Source organism: Pedobacter sp. HDW13, assembly GCF_011303555.1.
Lineage (GTDB): Bacteria > Bacteroidota > Bacteroidia > Sphingobacteriales > Sphingobacteriaceae > Pedobacter.
Window position 1 is genome coordinate 213,601 of sequence record NZ_CP049868.1, and the last position, 24,500, is coordinate 238,100.

Annotated in this window: 16 protein-coding genes and 1 pseudogene; 3 read left to right on the forward strand and 14 right to left on the reverse strand. The window is 40.6% G+C overall.

All coding sequences use genetic code 11. From position 1 onward, the window contains the following. Positions 1-70: 70 nt before the first annotated feature. From G7074_RS00945 to G7074_RS00990, 10 genes and pseudogenes are all read right to left on the reverse strand, one after another. Complete coding sequence (locus G7074_RS00945) at positions 71-1,702, reverse strand: glycoside hydrolase family 32 protein (protein WP_166206236.1); 1,632 nt, start codon at positions 1,700-1,702, stop codon at positions 71-73. Between the two features lie 32 nt (positions 1,703-1,734). After that, positions 1,735-3,252, reverse strand: a complete 1,518-nt coding sequence (locus G7074_RS00950; protein ID WP_166206238.1) for a glycoside hydrolase family 32 protein — start codon at positions 3,250-3,252, stop codon at positions 1,735-1,737. Between the two features lie 39 nt (positions 3,253-3,291). Then, a complete protein-coding gene (locus tag G7074_RS00955) occupies positions 3,292-5,238 on the reverse strand; it encodes a glycoside hydrolase family 32 protein (protein ID WP_166206240.1) in 1,947 nt (648 codons plus the stop codon). An 18-nt stretch (positions 5,239-5,256) separates the two neighbouring features. Next, complete coding sequence (locus G7074_RS00960) at positions 5,257-6,795, reverse strand: glycoside hydrolase family 32 protein (protein WP_166206242.1); 1,539 nt, start codon at positions 6,793-6,795, stop codon at positions 5,257-5,259. 53 nt (positions 6,796-6,848) lie between these two features. Continuing rightward, positions 6,849-8,228: a DUF4960 domain-containing protein gene (locus G7074_RS00965; protein ID WP_166206244.1), complete on the reverse strand. Its 1,380-nt coding sequence runs from the start codon at positions 8,226-8,228 to the stop codon at positions 6,849-6,851. Between the two features lie 21 nt (positions 8,229-8,249). Continuing rightward, on the reverse strand, positions 8,250-9,947 hold the full coding sequence (locus tag G7074_RS00970; protein WP_166206246.1) for a RagB/SusD family nutrient uptake outer membrane protein: 1,698 nt from the start codon (positions 9,945-9,947) through the stop codon (positions 8,250-8,252). Between the two features lie 14 nt (positions 9,948-9,961). Beyond that, positions 9,962-12,985, reverse strand: coding sequence for a TonB-dependent receptor (locus G7074_RS00975; RefSeq protein WP_205944136.1), 3,024 nt, complete (start codon positions 12,983-12,985; stop codon positions 9,962-9,964). Between the two features lie 228 nt (positions 12,986-13,213). Further along, positions 13,214-14,139, reverse strand: a pseudogene (locus G7074_RS00985) (carbohydrate kinase). 15 nt (positions 14,140-14,154) lie between these two features. Further along, on the reverse strand, positions 14,155-14,454 hold the full coding sequence (locus tag G7074_RS27475) for an MFS transporter (RefSeq protein WP_255456763.1): 300 nt from the start codon (positions 14,452-14,454) through the stop codon (positions 14,155-14,157). A gap of 17 nt (positions 14,455-14,471) precedes the next feature. Next, entirely contained in the window at positions 14,472-15,485 is a 1,014-nt protein-coding gene (locus tag G7074_RS00990) for a sugar porter family MFS transporter (RefSeq protein ID WP_255456764.1), read from the reverse strand. 255 nt (positions 15,486-15,740) lie between these two features. Between G7074_RS00990 and G7074_RS00995 the strand changes: the two genes are divergently transcribed. Together G7074_RS00995 and G7074_RS01000 are read left to right on the forward strand one after the other, a co-directional pair. Beyond that, the gene (locus G7074_RS00995; protein ID WP_166206253.1) at positions 15,741-18,527 is read left to right on the forward strand and encodes a substrate-binding domain-containing protein; all 2,787 of its coding nucleotides are present in this window, start codon (positions 15,741-15,743) and stop codon (positions 18,525-18,527) included. 73 nt (positions 18,528-18,600) lie between these two features. Then, a complete protein-coding gene (locus G7074_RS01000) occupies positions 18,601-19,095 on the forward strand; it encodes an ankyrin repeat domain-containing protein (RefSeq protein WP_166206256.1) in 495 nt (164 codons plus the stop codon). On the opposite strand, the gene G7074_RS01005 is transcribed toward G7074_RS01000, so the two are convergent. The 4 genes from G7074_RS01005 to G7074_RS01020 all read right to left on the reverse strand — a co-directional run bounded on the left by G7074_RS01005 (position 19,084) and on the right by G7074_RS01020 (position 23,293). Continuing rightward, on the reverse strand, positions 19,084-19,692 hold the full coding sequence (locus tag G7074_RS01005) for a hypothetical protein (RefSeq protein ID WP_166206259.1): 609 nt from the start codon (positions 19,690-19,692) through the stop codon (positions 19,084-19,086). The genes G7074_RS01000 and G7074_RS01005 overlap by 12 nt on opposite strands. 56 nt (positions 19,693-19,748) lie before the next feature. Further along, complete coding sequence (locus tag G7074_RS01010; RefSeq protein ID WP_166206262.1) at positions 19,749-21,941, reverse strand: catalase; 2,193 nt, start codon at positions 21,939-21,941, stop codon at positions 19,749-19,751. Between the two features lie 11 nt (positions 21,942-21,952). Beyond that, complete coding sequence (locus G7074_RS01015) at positions 21,953-22,507, reverse strand: ferritin-like domain-containing protein (protein WP_166206265.1); 555 nt, start codon at positions 22,505-22,507, stop codon at positions 21,953-21,955. 366 nt (positions 22,508-22,873) lie between these two features. Beyond that, entirely contained in the window at positions 22,874-23,293 is a 420-nt protein-coding gene (locus G7074_RS01020) for a helix-turn-helix domain-containing protein (protein ID WP_205944137.1), read from the reverse strand. Between the two features lie 439 nt (positions 23,294-23,732). Between G7074_RS01020 and G7074_RS01025 the strand changes: the two genes are divergently transcribed. Beyond that, entirely contained in the window at positions 23,733-24,401 is a 669-nt protein-coding gene (locus G7074_RS01025) for a Crp/Fnr family transcriptional regulator (protein WP_166206268.1), read from the forward strand. Positions 24,402-24,500: the final 99 nt, after the last annotated feature.

Genomic DNA, 24,500 nt, shown 5'->3' on the forward strand with positions numbered 1-24,500 from the left:
AATCCGGAATTAAAAACTCCGGATTTCGCCGTACTTTGCAGTGAAATTTTCGGCATTAAGCATTTAAGTTTTAAGGATATTTTACCTGAATATTTTTGAATGTAACATCACTATTATCTGTGAATATTCCCCAATTTGTATTTTGTGCTTTATAAATTCTACAGCTCAGTGCGACCTGATTGTTTATATAAACTACCACCGTCGAGTTTTCTATTACGATATCAATAGCATAATCTATATTAGCGGCAAGGGTTATGGGCACATCATTATCCGCCACCGTTGATGCAGTAATAGAACCGTGATTTGTTTTATCAAAACTGAACCGGTTTTGTGATGGTACAAACCTGAGACTATAAAAATCATTATAGCCGTCGCAGGCACCAATCATGAAACCAAAATCCTTTGCTGAACTTGAATAATTGACTGTAGCACTTATTTTAAATTTTTCTTTGGCAACAGGTTCATAAATAACATTGGCGATATCATTGCTCGCCGGACTTATTATCCGGTAACTTTGCATACCAGGCACTGTGTTAGTTACGTTGCCCCACTGACTATTCACCGTAAGCGCGTAATTATTTGTTTCGAGATTCGCTTTTAGCGTATGAGGCATAGTAACGGCCAGATCGCCATTGGCCATGGCATAAATTTTATGCACAACCATATTTCCTCCCCAGCTCCATGCACCTGTATCCACATGGCCCGCCAGTATATTGTTCCACCCAAAAACATAGTTGTCACCGTATTGATCTGTTACAATTTTTCCGGCGAAGAAACTTTTACCCTCAAACCGACTAGTTCCAGCTGGCAAGCTCCAGGTGCCCGTCAGCGATGTGGCTTTACGGTAGTACATATACTTATTGATCTGATCGGAGTATACCAGGTAATAGGTACTGCCCAGTTTTATCACTTGAGGGCATTCCATCATAAAATAATTAGTACTGCCACCATCATAGAGAACCCCTTGGTAGCTCCAGTTTGTTAAATCAGTTGAGGTATACCTTACAATAACGCCGCGCCAGGTACCGGATACATTTTTGCGGGCTGCTACAACCATGTTCCAGATTGTACCATCCAGAAAAACATAAGGATCCCTGAAATTATCATTTTCATCAAATCCCTGCCCGGTAGGTACTGTCATTGTTGGGAACGCAGTATCTTTCGTAAATGCTGAGGTTGGATTGCTTGATGAGGCCCTTACGATACCTTCAAGTTTTGATCCGCAACTGACATAGTTGTTATTGCGCCCGGAATAAAAGAAATAATAGGTTGACCCGCTTTTGACCACACTTCCCGCTCCTACTGCATTATCCTGGGCACAGGTTGCAGCGCTGGAACCGATGATTTGGCCAATTTCCGTGTAATTGTAAAAATTTGTTGTCGTAAACGCATACATCGGGTGACGGGTATTGGTGGGATCATCCCAGATATCTTTAAGGTAATAAACAACAAATTTGTTACTAGCAGCATCAAAAAAGGGTGCCATATCGCCTACCCGGTAACCATCGCTGGTCATCTTGTAAATGGTATAATCCGTCTGCTCGGTTTGCTGGCTACATTGTAACCCTGCAAGAGAGTTCAAATTAGCTTTGCTGCTCTTTTTCAAAGTGGCCCCCAAAGGCAATTCCATTTCCTGTTTACAGGAGTACATCATTAGGCACAGCAAAGCTGCTATACCTATTTTTAAATAGGATAGTTTCATAATTAAGGTTTATTATTTGGTTAGGTTATTGATTACAGGCTTTTAATGCCTGCATATTTAAGATTTTGAATTAACAGTGGCTTAGTTGATTTTATATGGAGCTGCGTTAAAGGGCTATGCGCAAAGAATGTATTGGTCATCACTGTCAAACCATTATCTGCAAATACTTCCGCCGAGGTAACATCCAATATTAATTTTAATTGAATGTGGTTATCTTTTGAAATACGGGGAGCAGTTGTTACCCTTGGAAAGCTCTTTTCGAAATCAACCTGTCCTGATTTAGTACGGTCTGTATAAAAAGTATTGTTCTTCGCATCATATCCAAGAACAAGTTCATCTCCATTGTCGTTTGTTAAACGCAAAGAAAAGCTTTGCTTTTGCGCTGTCGTCAGCTCAAGCTGATACTTACCCTTAAATGAGGTTACCTTGGTAGAAAGGTCATAGTCTGTCTTGGCAGCACTGTATTTGAGCTGGGCAGCTTTATCCAAAATCAGGTTAAACTCTTTTACCGGGGCTGCACTGAGGTAAACCTCGTTTCCTACTTTTTTCAATTGAAGTTCTCTTGCAATTGTGGTAGCACCCCTAAACCCCTGCTCTGGTATCTGATTGGCGTAGGTCCAGTTATTCATCCAACCCATAAATATTTTCCTGTTGCCTGTGTTTGACCAGGTAACGCCAGCATAATTATCTGCCCCATAATCCAGCCAACGAATGTCTGTATGATCTGCAGAAAATATCCCCTCTTTAAAGTCCCCTACAAAATACTGGGTTCCAGATCCGCCGGCGGGTCCTCCAGGGTTAATGCTAACCAGCAAGACCCACTTTTGAATCCCGTTCACAGATAAAGGAAACAGGTCAGGGCATTCCCAAACTCCTCCATGGGCACCTGACTTTTCCCCAAATTCACTTTCTTTCGTCCAATTTTTTAAGTTTGGCGATGAATAGAAGGTAATCCTATCCTTGGTTGCCAGGGTCATAATCCATTTCTTGCTTTGGGTATGCCACATTACTTTTGGGTCCCTAAAATCCCAGATACCTGGGTTGGGCAGCACAGGATTACCTTCATATTTTGTCCATGTTTTCCCCTCGTCGATGCTATAGGCAATACTTTGATATTGATGTAACCCCGTTTTAGCTTCTTCTATTTTGTGGTTGTGGTGTGTAAATATGGCAACCAGGGCATTCTTACCAAAACCAGCTGTGTTATTTACATCTACGACTGCGCTTCCGGAAAATATGGTTCCTAAACTGTCGGGATATAAAGCGATAGGCTGATGATCCCAATGATCCAAATCGGTACTTGTTGCGTGCCCCCAATGCATTGGTCCCCAAACAGACGAGTTTGGATTATGCTGATAAAAGAGATGATACTTTCCATTTAAGTACACCATTCCGTTGGGATCATTCATCCAATGGCTCTTTGGTGTAAAATGAAATGCAGGGCGGTATTGATCGCTTTCGTTTTTCTGTTGGGCTATAGCTGTATTTTGGCCCAAGCCGCACGCAACCAGCATACAGAAATAAGTTATTTTTAAAATTTTATGTTTCATTGGTTTATCTTTTTACGGTTATTTTTTAATTATTTGTATTTACTTCCATATACTCTCTAATTGCCAGGCTTTAAGATCCAAAAGTGTTGTTCCGTTTTCGGAAACGGCCTGAACCCCGAGTTGTTTATCAGAAGGAAACGTACTTGCGCTACATACCATTTCCCCATCATTGGCGAATATTTCTATAGAAGACCGGTCAATGAAAATATGAAGGTTGAGCCTGCCATCTTTTAGCGTTAATGGAACAGTGTATTTCTTAGCAAAAACCTGGGTAAAACTTTCATCAGTATTAAAATCAGTACAATTGGTCCTGTCAATGGTAAGATCGCCCAGTGCGGGATTATATCGGATGCTTAACTTCCTACCTTCCCCAACCAGCAAATTAAATCCAAAGACATTTGCAGAAACAGGCGTAAAGGCAACTTCCATTTCATAAGTATTTCGCTCAGGCTTAAACCCTTTTATTTCCTGAATATCTCTGATTTTTAGGTTTTGGGCTGAAAAACCATTTCTCCGCAAACTTTGCAATTGGCTAATGGGTTGCTGTACTACCCGAAGTCCAGTCAGTGTTTTCCTTAGCGACATTACCCTGGGAATAGAATGAAACCCCTTGCCCCATGTGGTAGGGACTTTGCGGGCATAATCCCAATTCCCCATCCACCCAATAGCAATTACAGTATCTTTTAAGCTATCATGTTCATCGTAATTTCGCCAGGTTCTGGTGGCATAATAATCTGGGCCATAGTCAAGCCACAAGGCATGCTCCAATTGCTGATTGGTTAGTTGATTGGAAAACATAATATGGTCAACAGCAATAAATCCTTTGGTACTGTCAGTGCTTTGGTCTACAATTTCCAAATGTGCTTTTTTCCCAATAAGAGAACTCACATCCCAACCGTTCCATTTAAAAACCTTACAATTATCTCCGGTTGTACTTCGAACAATTTCACCTTCAACAACCAGGTTTATACAAGTTGTATCGGGATGATTGCCACCTGCGATCAAAAAATTTATGGCTTTGTGATTAATGGTAAATGGCACTGATATTAAGTTTCCTTTAGCATTTTTCACCGAAGGAGATGAAGCATATCCTTTGCCAAGGTAATCAGCCATTTCTTTATTCTCCGCAAAAGCCAATCCTTCGTTCTTCCATTTTGGATAGGCTGGATTTTCAAAATCATCGAACACAACACCTGCTATTCCCTTCCCACTTTGAAGATAATCAATCATGGTCTGATCGGAATGAAATGATTTTCCATCAAAATCACCAACAAAATACTGCACCCGGTTTGGACCTCTTCCGATAAGCAAAACCCATTTTTTCTCCTTTGTTCCTTCAATGGACAATTCAAACAAATCAGGGCACTCCCAGAATGAATTTTTGGCACCCAAAGCTTTAAAGCTGCTACAATACTTCCAGTTTTTAAGATCAGGAGACTGGTAAAACTGAATTTCCTGAACGTCAGGACGGGAAACCACCATTTTCCATAGCTTGTCTTTTTTATGCCAAAAAACCTGCGGATCGCGAAAAAAAAATTTATTGATGCTGAGTACCGGATTTTCTTTATAATACTCAAAGCTCATTCCCTGATCACCGCTTACGGATATAGCCTGCGCTTCGGGCAAACTATCGCCAGCAAAGTGTTTGGTATAGATAGCAATCATGCTATTCTTTCCAAAACCACTGGTGTTCGCTTTATCAATGGCAACCGAGCCGCTAAAATAAGAGAACCCCATTCCTTCTTTCATCGGCCTGGACAACTCCTGCCAATGCACTAAATCGGTAGAGGTTGCATGTCCCCACCAAAATAAATGGTACTTTCCATCGTGTTTAACCAAACCATCAGGATCTCCAATCCACCCTTTTAACGGACTAAAATGATAAAGCGGGCGGTAAGCCTGCACTTCCCGATCTGCCTGTTGGGCAAAGCTGCTTACCGACAGAAAAATTGTCGATAAGCAGGCCATTACTAATGGATTTTTCATTCTTCCCATAGTCTAAAACTAATGCGATGAAACTTTCAAGTTATTTACCTTTATATCTAATTTATCTGCACTAATCATCCATTGATTAGCATTTGCGGAGTAAATCCTATTGGTTAAGGCTATTTGATCATTTAAGTACAACACCACAACAGAACCATCAACTACGATACTAAAATTGTAATTCTTATCTGCCTCAAATGTAAAGGGCACACGGGTAATTTCCTGACCATTTTTGTAAGCTGCTATGCGTTTTGAACCAGGTTCAAGTTTAATTATATATGAGGCGGTATTATCACTCTTTGTATTGAAACCAAAACTTGCTGTACCGGTTAAGTTATTAATAGAAAGGTTACCTGTTAGCATGGTGGTACCATTTATTGCATTAAACCTGTACGCTGCAAGGGCTGTTGAACCATTTAATACATAATTGGCCGAAACATTGCTAACTGTTCCGGATTGCCCTGCAATCAACGGGGTAGCCTCTTTGGTAAAATAACTTTTAACCGCAACCGGAGCTTTTACAGCCAGCTTATCACTGCCTACCTTAATTAATTGTTGGGTAATTAAATTCCCGCCCCAGGTCCTTGTCCCATTGTCATTTTCAGGATTACGGCGATGTGCCCAGCCAAAAACATAACGTTCAGTACCATTACTTGCTGAACGACCTGCATAAAACTGATGACCATCAAACATATCCATTCCATCGGCAGGTTTTAACCATGGCCCGGCAGAAGATGCGGCAACCCTGTAGTGTGTACCCGGCGTACTGGTCCAATCTTCGGCAAAAAGCATAAAATACTTATCATCAATTTTAAATACATCCGCACATTCTAACATCAAATAATCGCCTTCTACAGTTAGCGGGCCTTTTAAATCCCATTTATCGCTTGCCGGATCCGCTGTGGTGTAAACCAGAATCGCCCCTTTTCCACCTTTTTGAGCGCTCACCATCATCCAATATTGCCCGAACTCCTGATTGTAAAAAACAAAAGGATCTCTAAAATCGTTGCTTGAATAACCTGCAGGTGCCCTAAGGGCAAAACCGGCTTTTTTAGACCAGCCCGATAGCGTACTACTTTTCGCGTACATAATGGCCTCAAGGGGATTGGCGGTTGTAAATGCAGGATTAGCATTTTGAAGCCAGCTGCCACTACCGTTATGCCCTGTATAATAAAAGTAGTTTGTGTTGGCGGCTTTTACCATAGATCCGGTCCCTACTAAAAAATCTTGCGTTGTTTGGCTACCATAAGGAATCATTTCGCCATCGTAACTAAAATCGAGCAGGTTTTTAGAGGTAAATTTATGAATTGGGTGTTGCCCCGGACTACTTTGTTTTATCCGATCGGACGCATCATGCAGGAAAAAAATCTCAAATTGACCATTAGCGTAATACGGCATTACATCGCCAACCCAGCCAGTATATTGTCCTGAGCTTGCCGTTGCAGAAAGTTGCGGCTTTGGAAAAATATTGAATTTTTCCTCGGCAAAAGGTTCAGCAGGAGCATAAGTCTTTTCTTTGGTGCAGGCAAGCGTCACTGATAAAAGCGTAGCTGCCATTAGAATTCTTTTTAAGACCATCATCATTGTGCTTATATTTTGAATTTATATTTCTATTTTTTTAGATAATCTATCGCATTCTTAGTCAACCTGCGAATGTTATTAATGTAGTTATTGGTAGTTGGAGCACCATTTTGCGGCTCAGAATACCAATCGTAAGCACCGAATGTTATGACTACTACATTACCAGCACCGTTTGTTTGCGGCCATTCTGCTATACCTACTCTTCCATCAAGCTGATCGTCCCAAGCTTCAGAAGCAAGGTTTATTCCGCCGGTTTGCTGGCGCCATCCAGTTCCATTACTATAGCCACCCCAATCGGGTAAAAACCACCAGGCGGTGTGGTTAAGCCTGAACGTACCTTTTTGTAATAAATTTGCCTTACCTGGTGCATAAGTATCCAAGCCTTGAAATATTGGATGGGATTCTTTGCCTTTGAAAGAAATTCCCCAATCGCTGTTATTTTCAATAAATCCATTTGGTAAAAAGTCCCCAAAAACATTATTTGGACCTTTACCAGCTGGCACAACACCTAAAGCCTCTACGTATCGGCCTGCAAATGAAGAAAGCAGAAGAGAGCCGCCGGCTGTCCTATATGCTTTTAAAGCATTAACCGCTCCTGCTGCCGTAGCCTGAGCCGGAAGCGCCTGGTCTGAATCAAAATGCCACCAAATTACCTTATAATTTGAAAGTCGCTGCCCCGTAGCTACAGAACCGAAAGAGATATAATCGGCCGTTGGATAAGTAGTAAAAAACCAATCACTAGCTGCTTTTTCATCTGGATTTGTGATTGCTGATCTTGAGCCAGCAGTGCCGATAAATGCATATTGACTTATCGAATTACTAATCAGATTGACCTGGTAGGTAGTACTCACCGTTCCTTTGGTAAAGGTATAGGTAACCGGCTGAGTGAAATCCTGGGCAACACCACTTGCCGGGCTAACCTGAATACCTGCCGGGCTTTCGATAATTGGAGCCACTCCGTTTAAATTAGTTCCATCGGGTAACACCAAAGTAACATTTCTTCCCTCATTATCAATAGTTGCTTTAACACCGTTTACTGAAAGACTGGTTAAGGGAGAAATAATTTTTACGGTTACCGAATAGTCTTTAAACAAATTTCCATTCACAACCCTAAAAGCTACTGCCCCGGTAAAATTTAGCGGCTTGGCATTTATGATATTTGCCGTTGCACCCTCAGGCAATTCCATTGCAGGTGAAAGATTGGTTAAATCCGTTCCAAATGGAAGATTTACCGTTACAGCGCCCGTTAACTGGTTAATTGAGGCAACTGTACCGTTAATGGAGAAAGATGATAACTGAACCTGGGTATCCAGTTTAAAATCGTCATTTTTGCTCTTTTTACATCCTGCGAGCACCAATATTATGGCAACTAGCAGAAAAACGGGCGCAAATATATTTTTAAGTTTCATGTTCTTAATTTTAGTTTTCCATTAATAAAGTGGATTTTGTACATACCGGTTTTCGCTCCAGAAAATCTGGTTTTGTGGAATTGGTAAAAATTCATCTCTTCCTTTGGTAAATTTGGCCCCCTGAAAAATACTGCGGGTTCCTTTCTCAGTATCAAAGTAAGCATTGATTACCTGATCGGTTATTCCCCAACGCATCAGGTCAAAGAACCGTTCACCCTCTAAAGCCATTTCTAAACGGCGTTCAAAACGAAGTGCTTTTCGGGCATTATCCTGGTCCCAAACAATATTGGTTCCGGGCACATATTGCTGCACATTATACTTTGAGGTTGGTTGTCCGTTAGCCATAACCAGTTTTGACGTACTTTTAGATGCACGATCCCTGATGGCATTTATAAGAGGCAAAGCCTCTCCCTGCCTGCCAAGTTCTATAAGCGCCTCTGCCTTAAACAACATTACATCGGCAAGCCTGATCATGATCCTGGCTTTGGTATTTCCAAAAAATGGCGGAAGCTTAATAAAGCAATCGCAATCTGGCGAAACGTTCTCTTTCATAGAATTATAAGTTCCATAAATAGGGATACTGCGGCTCCAACTTTCGGTTACCACTCTTGTGGGATCGTATTTCCACGGTGCACCTGGTCGTGAAATCGTATGATCAACACGTGGGTCAACTGTGTTTACTGAAAAATCTACGTTTTGTTGATTGAAAGTATCAAAAAGTGGAATACCTGCTGCAGTTGTTCTAAAAGCATTCATTAAAGTTTGCGAGGGTTTTTGAAAATCGCAGCAACCAATGCCTTGTGGTACGGTAAGCATATCACCAAAATTTACCCTCCCTCTACCTGCCCCGTCATTGCTGGAAAACTGAACCGACATAATGGCTTCTACACCATTCTCAAAAGTCCCTGAAGTAAAGTTATTGGCAAAATCTGCCTGAAGCTTATAGCTTGAGGCCATCACCTGATCAGCCGCAGCAATAACTTGTTGCAAGCGGTTAGCATCAATTGATGTTACCGCATGGTTTGCATTTTGCATGTAAGCCTGAAACAACCTTGTTTTAGCTAAAAAAGCATAGGCAGCGTATTTATTGGCTCGACCTATTTGCGGTTGTGCCACTGGAAGTGCATCTGCCGCAGCCTGAAAATCAGCTGCTATTTTATCCAATATCTGATCTCTGGTAAAAACGTTGTTTTTAATAAACTTATAATCATCCGATGGTACTGCATCGTCTATATAAGGGATATTTTTGAACAGGTTTTCCAGCATCAAATACCAGTAACCACGCAAGAAACGTAATTCGGCAACCCTGGTTTTTACGAGCGGATATTCAGCCTCGCTAAATTTACTTAGCACACGGATGCCCTCGTTGGCACGCCTGATACCGACATAAATATTAAACCATATTCCGTCATAATTCCATTGATCGGGACGTGATGATACAAAGGTTTCCATTGCATGGAATACATCACCATCGTTAATACCGCCACCGCCTTTATAAGCATCATCAGCACGGATATTTCCGTATTGGTACATGCTAAAGGCGCGGTTAATTTCATCATTGCCTAATTGTGAGTAAGCTGCCGTTACAAAACCTTCGGCTTGTGATGGTGTTGCCACCTGATTTTCGTTAAGTGAACCTCTTGGCCCTACTTCGAGTGCTTTTTTGCAGGATGTAATCAATATTACTGATACTGCAAGTAAGAATATATATTTTTTCATGACTAGTTCGCTATTTAAAACTTTACATTAATTCCTGCGGTAATGACCAAAGGGTTTGGATAACCAAAGCCTGGGCTCTCAGGATCAAGTCCGGTAAAGGACTTTGATTTCATCAAAATGGCCAGATTATCGCCACCAACATAAAACCTTAAACTCTGCATCTTTAATTTTGAGATTAGTTTTTTATCAAAGCTGTAGCCTATTTGCGCATTTCTAAGTTTTAGATAGGAGCCGTTTTCAATAAAATAAGTAGAAAGTCGTGCTTCAAAATTATCATCGGTTAAGGCAACTGCTGGAATATCGGTGTTAGGGTTCGACGGCGACCAGGCATTCAGCAATCTGGCACCTTTGTTAGATGAAGATTCTACAGCGCTCCAAAAATCGGTATAAGATTTGGCCTCATTTCTAACTTCGACAGAACCAATACCTTGCAACAAGAAAGAAAAATCGAAGTTTTTATAGTTTATCGCTGCGTTTAAACCATAAGTATATTTTGGTAATGGATTACCAATCCAGGTACGGTCATTATCATTAATTACCCCATCGTTGTTCAAATCTTTATATCTGATGCGCCCAAGCCCTTTGCCTGGTTGTGCTGCATATGAATCAACTTCTGCCTGTGTTCTAAAAAGTCCATCGGCAACGTAGCCAAAGAAAGACCCTAAGGTTCTACCTAAAATATTCTGCCCTTTCCCATCTCCACCATAAGCATTTACTACCTCTGCAGGTAAATGTGTAACTTTATTGCGCACCATATCAAAGTTACCATTAAGTTCAAGGCTCAAATCATTAGTCAGTTTACTTTTATGTCCCAAACTAAGTTCAAAACCTTTATTTTCCATTGATGCACCATTTATATAAGTGTTTCCGCCTTCACCCAAAACACCTATATAAGGAGGGAGTAAAAGTATTCCGCTTGTTTTTTTGATGTAGTAGCCAACGCTTCCGTAAAGCTTTTGTTTCCATAGTGAAAAGTCTAAGGCTGCATTTGTCATTTCAGTAGCCTCCCATTTCAGGTTTGGATTGGCGTTTTGTGAAAGATAAAATCCGGATGGTAAAACACCGCTTTTATTTCCGTTAATATCGTACGAGGTAATATTGTAGTTAGTCAGGTAGATATTGTATATCGCGTTATTATTAATTTCCTGGTTTCCGGTTTTTCCCCAGCCTGCATGTAATTTCAGATCGTCGAATATGCTGGTATTATTTTTAACGAAAGATTCTTCACTGATGCGCCAAGCACCGGAAAATGCAGGAAAAGTTCCATATTTATTGTTGGCACCAAACCTTGATGACCCATCACGTCTTATCGTGGCAGAAAACAGGTAACGGTCCATAAAAGAATAGTTCGCCCTTGCGATATATGATAAAAGCACATTCTTCGCACCGCTTCCACTATTGTCTTTAATACCTGTGCCTGCATCAAGGTACATATAATCAGGATCTTCCAGCACATAACCTTCTCTTGAAGCCATAAATGTATTGGAGTTTTCTACAAAATGTTCAGTACCTGCAAAAGCATTTAACCTGTGATTACCTTTTTCAAGGTTATAATTTACAGTATTCGTCCAGGTGGTTTTTACATTGTGTGTTTGGCTTTCAATAACTTTGGTAACATCATTCACTAAATATCCACTCACATATTTCTTTTGCCAGTTCCTGCTGGTGTAATTCCCGTAATCAATACCAAAATTAGATTTAAACACCAAGCCTTTCGTAATTTTTACATCGGCAAAGAAATTTCCAAAGAGCCTCATATAATCGTACCCATTCTGTTTATTATCTTCAAGTACACGTACCGGATTTTGGCGGTCGTTCATACCCGCCACAGGGCCTCCCCAACCTATGCCATCTACGGTATGTACCGGAATGATAGGAAGTGCTTGTAAGGCCGAGTTGATAATATTAGCCGAAACCTCTTTTGTTTTTGTTAAACTCAGGTTTTGCCCAATGGTCAATGCACCATTGAATAACTTATAATCTGAATTGATCCTTGCTGAAATTCTATTGAACCCGGTTGTCCTCACAATCCCTTTATTATCAAAGTAGCCCAAAGAAAGCAGATAATGTCCATTGTCAGTGCCACTAGAAACCTGTGCATCATAATTTTGTATTACACCAAGCTGAGAAATTTCATCAAACCAATTGGTATTGGCTGTTCTAAGGGTTTGTGCCGGATTAAGAAACTCAGGTAACATCACTTTATTTAGTACCGGTTGGTTTGTAGTGGGATTAACTGACCAATCAAACTGATACTGCAATCCACTTGTATTGGGATTAATGTTTTTATTGGTATAAGCCTGCCACAAAATTTTACCGTAGCCTTCTGCATCCAGCATTTCGAGTTTGTTTACATAAGTTGATAAAGAAGTATAGGCATTCCCATTCAGTTGCGTGCTTCCACTTTTACCTTTTTTGGTCGTAATTACAATTACTCCATTTCCTGCTCTTGCCCCATATATACTGGCTGAAGAAGCATCTTTAAGTATCTGCATCGATTCGATATCTGCCTGGTTAAGTTCATGCATCCCAGCCTTTGTTGGTACCCCATCTATGATGAAAAGCGGGTCATTGTTGTTTAGTGTACCAATTCCCCTAATACGGATGGTTGCCGGTGAACTTGGTGCGCCGTTACCGGTAATATAAACGCCGGCTACCTGGCCTTGTAAAGCTTTCATTGGATTGGCGACAGACTGTTTTTTCAGCTCATCTACATCAACAATGGCTACATCTCCCGTTAGGTCTTTTTTACGCTCGGTCTGATAACCTGTTACCACTACCTCATCGAGATTTTTGGTATCCGCCTCAAGCACAATATCAATTTTCGTGCGGCCGTTAACCGGAACTTCTTTGCTCAAAAAGCCCATGTAAGAAATGACCAATACAGGATTATTTCCTGAAATACTGAGCGTAAATCCCCCTTTGCTGTCGGTGCTAGTTCCGGTCTTTGTACCTTTGAGCATTACGCCAACGCCAATTAATGTTTCTCCTTTGTTATCTGTTACTTTTCCAGTTATGGTTAGAGGGTTTTGGGCCATCGTCTTCCCATAAACAAGACAAGCAATTAGAAGGATTAGAAAATATTTTATTTTCATCGCCTGGTTATATTTAAATAGTGAATGTTTGGAATTGCCATATGTTATTAAAAAGATGGCATCCTTAAATTTGGTTAGTATTAAAAATGTGATTTTCCCCTTTCCTCAGGGAGATGAAGTAGTTTTTTTATTCATAATGGTTCGTTTTATTGGTTTTATTTGGTTTTTAAATTATAGTGTTTTACTGTCGCTTATACCCCATTTTCTTTTCCAGATAAACCTGTCGAAATCAAATTTGGAATAACTGGGGCAAGCACCCGTTTGTGAGGTAATAAAGGCCCCCATTGCCACTGCGTAATCAAGGGTCAGTTCTAATGTTTCGCCTGATAATTTCATCGCCAAAAAAGCAGCAAGAAAAGAATCCCCACTTCCTATTGTATCCGAAACGCTGATGTTGTAAGCAGGGAAATTATAACTCAGGTCCTTGTTATAATAAGTTGCCCCATCCGCCCTTTTGTAATGAGGATTTCACTCATCCCAAATTTTTCAAAAATAGCCTCTACGCAGTCTAGTTCCCTTGAGGGATCAATATTATTCCATTGTGCTATAAGCGATAATTCTGCAGCATTGATTTTGACCATATCTGCTTTCTTCAACAAACCGGTTATCAGCTCAGGAGTGTAATGCGGGGCGCGAAGGTTTACATCGAAAACTTTATAGCTTGCATTGTCCAACAGATTTAACAGCGTAGCCCTGGATACCTCATTTCTTGAGCAAAGGCTTCCAAAAACAAAGCCATCAGACTTTTTAACCAGTTCTTCAAGGCCACTTTCATTTCGAATATAATCCCAGGCAACCGGAGCGACAATATCATAACTTACCTCATGTTCTGCATTAATTTTGGCTACTACCTGGCTGGTTTGACGTTCACGGTTTATCTGAACCCATTCTTTTTCTACACCTATGCTATCCAAAAAACCCAGCAATTCAGCTCCTGGTTCATCATTGCCAATACTGCTAATCAAATAACTGGTTAAACCTAGTTTATGCAGGTGATAGGCCACATTCATAGGTGCCCCTCCTGGCCTTTTACTTCCAGTAGGTAAATTATCCCAAAGGATCTCCCCAAAACACACAATCGATTTATTTTTCGACATAATCTTATTTTTTTCTTAATGTAATACGATATGCTCACCAATCTGCTCCAATGATTTGCCTTTGGTTTCCGGCATTAGTTTCCATACAAAAATTAATTGTAGTACCATCATCCCTCCAAAAAAGAAGAATGTAGTTGCCCCGCCAAATGTCTCAGTGAGGTAAGGAAAATAAAAAGCTATAATAGCAGCCATCACCCAGTGGGTAGAGCTCCCCAGTGTTTGACCTTTAGCGCGTACCTGATTGGGAAATATCTCAGAAATGAAAACCCAGATTACCGCCCCCTGAGAAAAGGCAAAAAAAGCAATAAACAGCATGATATATATTGGTATTGCTATCCCCCAAACGATTCGGTATAAAAGGTATAACCAACCAGAAAAAGTGAGGCAATCAACCCTAATGACCCAATAAGCATCAGTACTCTTCTGCCTACCTTATCAATAAAATTTAAGGCGAGTAAAGTAAAGATAAAATTGATAATACCGATTCCAACTGTTGAAAGCAATGAGCCATGCGCACCAAGTCCGGCCATTTCAAAAATCCGGGGTGAATAATAAATGATCGCATTAATTCCGGAAACCTGGTTGAAAAAAGCAAACAACACGGCAAGTACAACCGGTTTGTTGTATTTCCCAGAAAACAAGCCCTCTCCAGATTTTTTTTCGCCTTCCGTTTCTTTTGAATTTTGGATAGCTGTAAGTTCCTGATCGCAATTAAGGGGGTTGATAATCCTGAGGATTTCCAATGCTTTTTCATTCGCACCCTTTTTCAGGATCAACCAGCGTGGACTCTCCGGGATTAAAATAATCAGCAAAAAGAATATCAATGAAGGGAAAGCCTGTACGCCAAGCATCCACCGCCATGAAGCTTCACCTCCCTGGCTAATAAGATAATTGGAAAGATAAGAAATTAAAATACCTAGTACCACATTAAACTGGAAAAGGCCTACGAGTCTGCCTCTACGATCGGCTGGAGATATTTCGGATATATAGATTGGAGCAGTTACTGATGAAATACCGACTCCTAAACCTCCCAGAAAACGAAAAGTAAGGAACACATACCAATCATGTGCAAGTGCAGTACCTAATGAAGAAAATAGGTATAGGGCGGCAACAAAATATAGTGTATTTTTTCTTCCAAAGCGATCAGAAGGTTTCGAACCTAAAAGTGATCCGATTACAGTGCCAATAAGTGCAATAGAGATCGTTAGTCCGTGTTCGAACACAGAGAGTTTCCAGAATTGCTGGATTGCTTTTTCGGCACCTGAAATAACTGCCGTGTCAAAGCCAAATAAAAAGCCTCCTAAGGCTACAACCGCGGACCAGGCCAGAACGGAATTCTTTTTCATGAAGATTGGTTTATAAATGGTTAATGGGTGCAAATTACCACAAAACAGAAAGTCGGGTTATTAAAATCCTATCAAAAAGCTTAAAAAAACAAATTAAACCAACCGTTTAATTATCAAATACTTACAAAACAAAAACAGGCTACTAAAAACAGACTTTAATTTTAATAACACTTTTCTTTAAACCATGTTACATGGATAGCGTAACCAAACAATCAGCCATTTTAAATTGCCACATGTAATCTTTAGCTTTAGGTTATGATTAGCCAAATATTTAGCAACAATGGGATTATAGGTAAAGCACGGATAAGGTTTTTTATTGGTTTGTTAGTTGGCATAATTTGCATTTCTGCTTGTAGAGAACAATCCAGAAAAGAAGCATTTACAATTGGATTTTCTCAATGTGTAGGTTCAGACCTATGGCGGCGCACGATGCTCGAAGAAATTAAAATGGAGCTTTCGCTCCGGCCGGAAACCCAGCTAATATATGCTGATGCCAATAACAATAGTACCAAACAGATCGAGCAGGTACGGGAAATGCTGGATAAGGGCATCGATCTATTGATCATCTCTCCCAACGAAGCACGCCCACTAACTGGAATTGTAGAAGAACTATACAGTAAAGGTATTCCTGTTATCGTTATTGATAGAAAGACAGCCTCTGCCCAATATACGGCTTATGTAGGTGCGGAGAATTATCAGATCGGAAAAATGGCCGGCGCTTATATCAATACGCTCCTTGGCGGCAAAGGGAATATTATTGAAATTATGGGCCTTCCAGGTTCCTCTCCTGCTATTGAAAGAGCAAAAGGCTTTAGTGATGAGCTAAAAAAACATACTGGTATCAAAATCATTTCGCAACTCTACGGGAATTGGCTAGCATCCAGTACTGCATCCCAACTGGAAGACCAAAAAGATAATCTTTATGCCGCTGATGCTATTTTTGCCCATAATGATGTAATGGCGGCGAGTGCAAAAGCCTTCTTAAAAAAACATAATATTGTTAAAAACATCAAAATCGTAGGCGTTGATGCATTACCAGGGCCAGGTGGTGGACTGCAAATGATTAGTGACAAGAAAATTACAGCAAGTGTACTATATCCTACAGGAGGCAAAGAAGCCATAAATATTGCCCTTAGAATACTAAATAAAGAATCATTTGGCAAAGAAAACCTATTACAAAGCCTTGTTATCGATAGTACTTCAGTACAGTTGATGAAACTACAATGGGCACGGATATCAGGACAGCAAAAAGACATTGAACGGCAACAAACACTTTTGGAAGACCAGATACGGGTTTACGACAGCCAGCGGTTGGTGCTTAATATTATTGTTATCATGTTGGTTTTAACAGTTATTTTCGGGGGATTGGCATTTTTTTCATTGCTGGAGAATAGGAAAATAAACAAAAGTCTTGAACAAAAGAATGATGAAATCCTTAGCCAGCGTAATCAGCTTGTTGAAGCATCTGCGCGGATTGAAGCTGCTACTGAAGAGAAACTAAACTTCTTTACCAATATTTCCCATGAATTTAGGACACCGTTGACCTTAATCCTCTCCCCATTAGAAGATCTTTTAAAACAGGAAAAAACGGGAACAAGAACAGCCAAAGACCTGGGATTAATTAAAAGAAATGTTTACCGGCTGCTTAAACTGGTTAATGAGCTTATTGATTACAGAAAAATCGAACACCAGAAATTCAAGGTGTACCCTACAAATAATAACGTTACCAATTTTTTGAGTGAGATTATCGACAGTTTTCAATACGGGGCGAACAAAAAGAACATTGCACTCAACCTAATTTCAGCTGAAAAGAACTTTTATGCCTGGTTTGACATTAATATACTAGATAAAATCATCTTCAACCTTTTAAGTAATGCCCTCAAATTTACAGGGCCTAATGGCAGAATTACCGTAGCAGTGGAGCACTTAGAAGATACCTTTTTTATCACCGTTACCGATAACGGGCAAGGTATGACCGAAGAAGAACTAGATCACGTCTGGGACCAATTTTACCAATCCGATACCATGGAATCCAAAGGATCAGGACTAGGGCTTTCGCTGTCACGTGAACTTATCCACTTGCACGGTGGATCAATAGGTGTGGAGAGTAAAAAATGGCAGGGGAGTACATTCAAGTTGATTTTGCCAATCGGATCTCCGCCTGTTACAGCACCATCATTTAATAAATTGAGAGTGGATTTTGCAGAGCAAATTAATATTTATGCTAACGCTGAGGATACTATAAAGCAAACGATCAATGAAACGGCTTTTGATTATATAAAAGATCAGTCGATATTAATTATTGAAGACAATTTGGAACTTTTGAACTATTTAAGCGATAAATTTTCAGCAAATTACGAAGTATTTTCTGCGTCCTCTGGGAACGATGGCCTAAATCAGGCCTACGAAAAAATTCCTGATCTGATTATCTCCGATGTAATTATCCCTGGGATGTCAGGTAGGGAATTGGCTAAAAAACTCAAAACAGACCTGAGGACCTCACATATTCCTATTATATTGCTAACAGCTCAAGGTAGTCCCGAACAACAGATAGAAGGAATACAAAGCATGGCCGACCTCTATATGACCAAACCTTTCCATTTTGATTATCTCATTGCCAATGTTGAAAATTTAATTAGAAACCGTATTATTCTTAAAGAACATTATATAAGTGATATTAGTTCTGGTGCAACAAAAAAGGCCGTTATAAATGCCTTGGATAAAAAATTCCTGAATGATTTTGCGGGTTTTGTTGAGCATCACATCGGTAATGAAAATCTAAGTGTGGATGACATTGCCCAGGCTATCGGAATATCGAGAATCCAGCTCTACAGGAAGGTTAAAGCTTTATTAAACTCAAGTATAACAGATTATATTCTCTACCGAAGGTTAAAAAAAGCAAAATACATGTTATTGAATGAGGACTATTCTATCTCAGAAATTAGTTTCATGGTTGGTATTTCATCAGCCACCTATTTTTCAACGCTATTTAAAAACAAATATGGCATGAGCCCGAGTGAATTTAAAAAGAAACCTATTTGACGGTTCAACGTAATCATTTGCACCATAAAGAATCTTTTGCAAAACTTTTATCGAACTCCGTAGTTCTATAGGAATGGAAAACATCGACTTAATTACCATCCCTGCTGCCCGTAAGGGTGAGCTTGAAGTATTAAAAGAACTGATCAAACGAGGTGCTGACCTGGAACATCGCGATGAGAAAGGCTATACACCATTGATTATTGCCTGCTACAACAATCAGTTTGAGGCTGCCAAATTACTCATTGAAGGGGGAGCTAAAATTGATGCGGCAGATTATGGCGGAAATACTGCCCTTATGGGAGTGGCTTTTAAGGGATATGTAGATATTGCCAGGCTTCTTATCGACAATGGTGCATCTGTTGATATTAAACACGGAAATGGTGGCACCGCGCTGATGTTTGCAGCCATGTTCGGAAGAAACGAAGTACTATCTTTACTTATAGAGAATGGAGCAGATTTAACATTGGCTGACTTGCGTGGCCAAACTGCTTTGGACTATGCAGCCCTGCAAGGGAATGAAATAGGTGGAAAAATACTTACGGCGACTAACGGTGCGCTAATCCGCTAAAAAAGCTTTGATCAGAATTTTCCACTGGGGATAGGACAAACCCAGCTTTGCAGCAATGCCGACCGCAAAGTTCCTTCCCTTGTCTAGCAGCCTTTGAGCATCTGTATTGGCCACCTCATTACGGCCATGTTCTTCAGCAAAAACTTCATTTCCACTTCGCCGGATTATAAAAGTAGAGGTGGCAATGTCTTTTAAGAAATGTGCAATTTCCGTGCTGCCTGATACGGGGTGCGCTGAAGGCCTTACAGTCATCGCCAACCCCTGATCATCTTCTCTCTCAAAGCTTTTAATTTGTTCAATTTTTACCCAGTCGTAGCCCATACCTGCCATCGTCCCTGGACCAGGAAGATCGATGCGGATATAATCCCCCTGCTTAGCATCTCTTTCTATCCTAATACCCAAAGGGGAAATAAGCTGAAAGTCAGATACTCCAGCCAAGCTGCCCCATCTGTTTACATTCAGCAACCGCTCACAGCCAAGGTGATATACCCTAATCGCTTCTTCAACATTCTGGCTGCTGCGCCTTTGCTCAGCATCCATCCTACTGCCCTGATATTGATCTGGGATAAGGCTGTCAATATTTTCTTCAACTTTCATAACATTTTCAGTTTAAGTTGATGGGGAAACGAACATCCCCATCAGTATATTTTAAACTAGGCTGGAATTTTTCTTGGTTTTTCCCGATCCCAGAACCTGTGAAGCGCAATCATCTTCTTAAATAAGTCAATCAACTTTGCTGTATCGGCAGAAACTACAACCCCTTCCCTCAACACCATTTCTTTAGCATATTCAGCGGGTAATTTCTTATAAAAATAAGTGGCTTCAAGCACCTGTAACGCCTGCTCATCCGCTGCAATAGCTTTACAATGCTTAAATGCTTCATTCAAAAAATGTATCGCATTAGCCTCAGCCTCTAATGTGGCTACCGAATTGGTTCCACCCGGAAGGTAAACTGCATCGTACAAAACTGAAGCAGCTGTAAGCAAACTCTCATCAGGAGTAATCTTCATATCCTCTTTTGAAATCAACTCACCTAGTTTAGGGGCAATAATATGTACCACTGCCCCTTCTGCAACCAGCGCGTCTTTCACTTTGCTTAGCGATTCCCCATCAACCCCTTCAGCAGCCAGTATAGCCACTTTACGCGTCTTAATGGTATTCCTTATCGTTCCTGCCATACTAAGGGCCTCTGATTTGACCAAGCTTCCTTTAGGATTCATAGAGGCGTAATCTGCTTTTTTTCCGTCAGCGGGAATACTTTTATTTAGCTCGTCTAAAGGAATTTCGGGAATATGCAGCCCAAGTGCAAAAGCGACCTCACCTGCAAGTCCCTTGTCAATCTGGGAAAGTATGGCAAGCATCCGCTCACGCACTGCTACAGTTTTCACCTTACCTAACTCAAAACTAAGGGCATCGATGATATGGTTTTTCTCTGGGTCGCTCTGGGAATTAAAGAACAAACGTGCCTGGGAAAAATGATCAAAAAAACTCCTGCTCCTCGCCCTGATCTTTTTGGCATCGATACGCTCGTTGTAACTCGTAAACCCGCCTTCAGCAGCTTTCACCTGCTGGGGATCATTACCTGCTATCCCGTTAGGACCATAACTGGTCTTCCCCCTGTTGATAGTTTGGCGCATATAACCATCACGCTGGTTATTATGCACTGCAACAACGGGTCTATTGATCGGAATCTCATGAAAATTAGGGCCGCCCAAGCGGATTAATTGGGTATCGGTATAGGAAAATAATCTTCCCTGAAGAAGCGGATCATTGGTAAAGTCAATTCCAGGAACAATATGCCCAACGTGAAAAGCCACCTGTTCGGTCTCCGCAAAAAAGTTATCCGGATTCCTGTTCAGGGTCATCTTGCCAATGCGCTGTACCGGTACAAGTTCCTCCGGGATCAGCTTGGTAGGATCAAGGATATCGAAATCAAATTTGAATTCATCCTTTTCCGGCACGATCTGTAAGCCTAGCTCCCACTCCGGAAATGCACCGGCTTCAATTGCATCCCAAAGGTCCCTTCTATGGAAATCTGGATCCTTGCCGGATATATTTTGTGCCTCGTCCCAGGCCACTGAATGTACGCCCAACAAAGGCTTCCAATGGAACTTAACAAAGTTAGACTCCCCACGTGCGTTTACCAAACGGAATGTATGTACCCCAAAACCCTCCATCATACGATAACTGCGGGGTAAAGCGCGATCACTCATCGCCCACATAACCATATGCGCCGATTCCGGCAACTGGGAAATAAAATCCCAAAAAGTATCGTGTGCTGAGGCCGCCTGAGGCATCTCATTATCTGGCTCAGGCTTTACCGCATGGATCAGGTCGGGGAATTTAATGGCATCCTGGATAAAAAATACGGGCATGTTATTACCAACCAGGTCAAAGTTTCCCTCCTGGGTATAGAACTTAACGGCAAACCCGCGTACATCACGCGCCAGATCTGTCGACCCCCTGGATCCAGCAACAGTAGAAAAGCGGACAAAAACCGGTGTTTCAGCTCCTGGATCACATAGGAAGGCAGCCCGTGTAATCGCCGATAAATCCTCATATACTTTGAATACGCCGTGGGCCGCAGATCCCCTGGCATGTACAATCCGTTCAGGTATTCGCTCGTGGTCAAAATGAGTGATTTTTTCTCGCAGGATAAAATCTTCCAGAAGTGTTGCGCCCCTATCTCCCACCTTTAGTGAATTCTGATCATCATTTATGCTCAGGCCATGGTTTGTGGTCATGGGCTGACCTGTGGCAGCTGTTATAAAGGTCTCTAGTTGATCGCTCTTAACATTTTGCTGCTTTATAGCTACAGGTTTTGATTTTAGGTTTTGTTTTGCCATGTTTTCTGAATTTAAGCCTCCTGGGACGCTTTGTAGTTAATATCCTTTTCTGCCACTTCGGTAAGTTTTTGATCTGCTTTTTTCTCCTCTTCCAGCGTCTGCTCTAAAATTTCCGCAACCTCCTCTAGACCGAGTGTAAGAGCCAATTGATGCAGCCCACCGTAACTTGCTATCTCGTAATGCTCCACCTTCTGGCAGGCCAGGATGATGCCTACATCCCTTGTTGCCGTTCCTGCCGGCGTTTCTTCTACAATCCCCTCCGCCTCTTTGCTAAGCCCTTCCATCGCATCACACTTTTTCGCTATCGCCTTCTCTCCCAACAGCTCAAAGATCTGCTCAAGTCTGGACACATGTACCTGGGTTTCCTTCAAGTGTGATTCAATTGCCTTTTTTAACCCAGCGGAAGTTGCAACGGACATCATTTTAGGCAAGGCTTTCACCAAATGGTTTTCTGCCCAATACAAATCTGAGATGGAATCCTTGAATAACTCTTTAAGTGCGGGCGACTGCTGCACTGAAGTTTGGGCAGCAAATTTTGGACTGCTGCCAGTTTCATTTTTCGTCATGGTATGTTCTGTTAAGGTATTGTGTTGATAGAACCTTGGATTTGACGATAAAGTTTTGTCATTTTTTAAGCTAAAAGTGCACAAAATCAAACAAGAACAGGATTGTGGTCAATCATCTAGAGCCATTTCTCTTTATTTAGAAACAAAATTCCCGTGCTTTGTTTAATTTCATAAAAAATTAAATTCTTGATGACCATTTATACTTATATGGTTTAGACCATATCAAAATTTTATTTTGAAGTCTTTTTCGCTTTTCAAGATGCTTTTGATTAAACGATCAGGAGATCAATCCCGAAAGAGCATACTAACCCAAGAATTTATTTCCCATTCCGATAATAAAACATTAAAAACCAAGCATACTCCTGACTAATACCAAAGTGCCTCAGCCCTTTTAACGCTTATAGGAAATTCCTTACTAGGAGGATCCGCATCTGATAGTGCTTCTCTTGCTAATAAGGTATTGTATTTTTCCAATAACTGTATATATTTATTCATCCAAAAAAATACTGTATCACGACCAAGATCGTCCTTTTTATCCAGATTGGTGACTCCGAGGATATCCCCAGAATTGTACTTAGAGTAGTGTTCGGGAAACGATGAAGATAAGTCGCGTCCAAGCAAATCTCCGATTCGCCAGATAATTTCGCTATCAATCCGGTCTTGCTGAAACCAATTGTAAATTGTTCTACGGCTAACTTTAAGCCTCCTTGAGAATTCACTGATTCCGATGCGGTCTTTACGTACCAGGCGCTCGAGAATTTCGCCTTGTTTTAGAGCTGTTGTCATTGAGATAATTAATTTTTAGCTTAAAAAATAATTAAATCAGTAATGGGAACGATTTGATTTGTTTAAATTAAGAATAAGATTATGCAATGCTAGACAAAAAAATGTCACTTTATTGATATACATATCAGTTTGTTAATGATTTAGGCTAGAGCAAAAGTATAAAAGGCTTATTTTAGTGTTGATTAAAAGGTAAGATCAAAAAATCAAGGTCAAGGATATTTATTATGTCAAAACTTTACTCCGCACAAAAAGATATTAACCCCGCTTTCTCTAATTTCTACTTGCTTGAGCTCATCATGAATGATTAGTCAGAGAACCAATCCTGAAACATGATTCCGATCCAAAAAGATTACTCTACTTTTGTTTTTACGTAACAAAAGTATTACATTTATAACCCCTTGGTTAATTTTACAGGGAATTATAAACTAACTATGAGTCTATGAGCCAAAATTTACCGCAGCCAGATCTATCTCCCCTATTTAATTATCTCGAGCAATACTATCCGCTATCAGAAAAATATTGCGAAGCTTATTACAAAATTGCCTACCCTATAAAAATTAAAAAGAATAAATACCTGCTCTCACCGATTGATCGCAACGCCTGTCTCTACTTTCTTGTCAAAGGGACTATCAGAGGATTTGTACGTGAAAACAGTATAGATATAACCACTTGGTTTTGCTTTGGAAATGAAATAATCGGAGCTATTCGTCATCCTGAGGATCAAGGCAGGAATTCCATTGAATTTCTTCAGGCACTGGAAGATTCGGAACTCATCTGCATCCCCTATATTCTGATCGAGGAACTTTACCGGAATTTTGCAGAAGCTAATATTATAGGAAGAAGAATACTTGCTTTGCAATTTCATGCAGCTTCTGAACGTTCGATGCTTGCTAGAATCCCTAAAGCTACTGAAAGATACAGACGGTTCATGGAAAAAATGCCGAAAGAAGTTATTCAGAATATGCCACTAAGGTATTTAGCTAGCTATCTAGGAATGCGACTGGAAACACTTTGCAGGATAAGATGTGCGGGAGCGGATGGAACATGGAAACGGAAGAACACTGCCTCTATTCAGTCGATCCTGTCAAACAACCTCGCATTCCTTTAAATAAATCAGTAAATTAAACGAACTCGTAGATATCCTAAATACGAAAAATTACTTATCTTTAACATTAAGAATTTGCATAAAAAATAGAGGTGAGCTTTT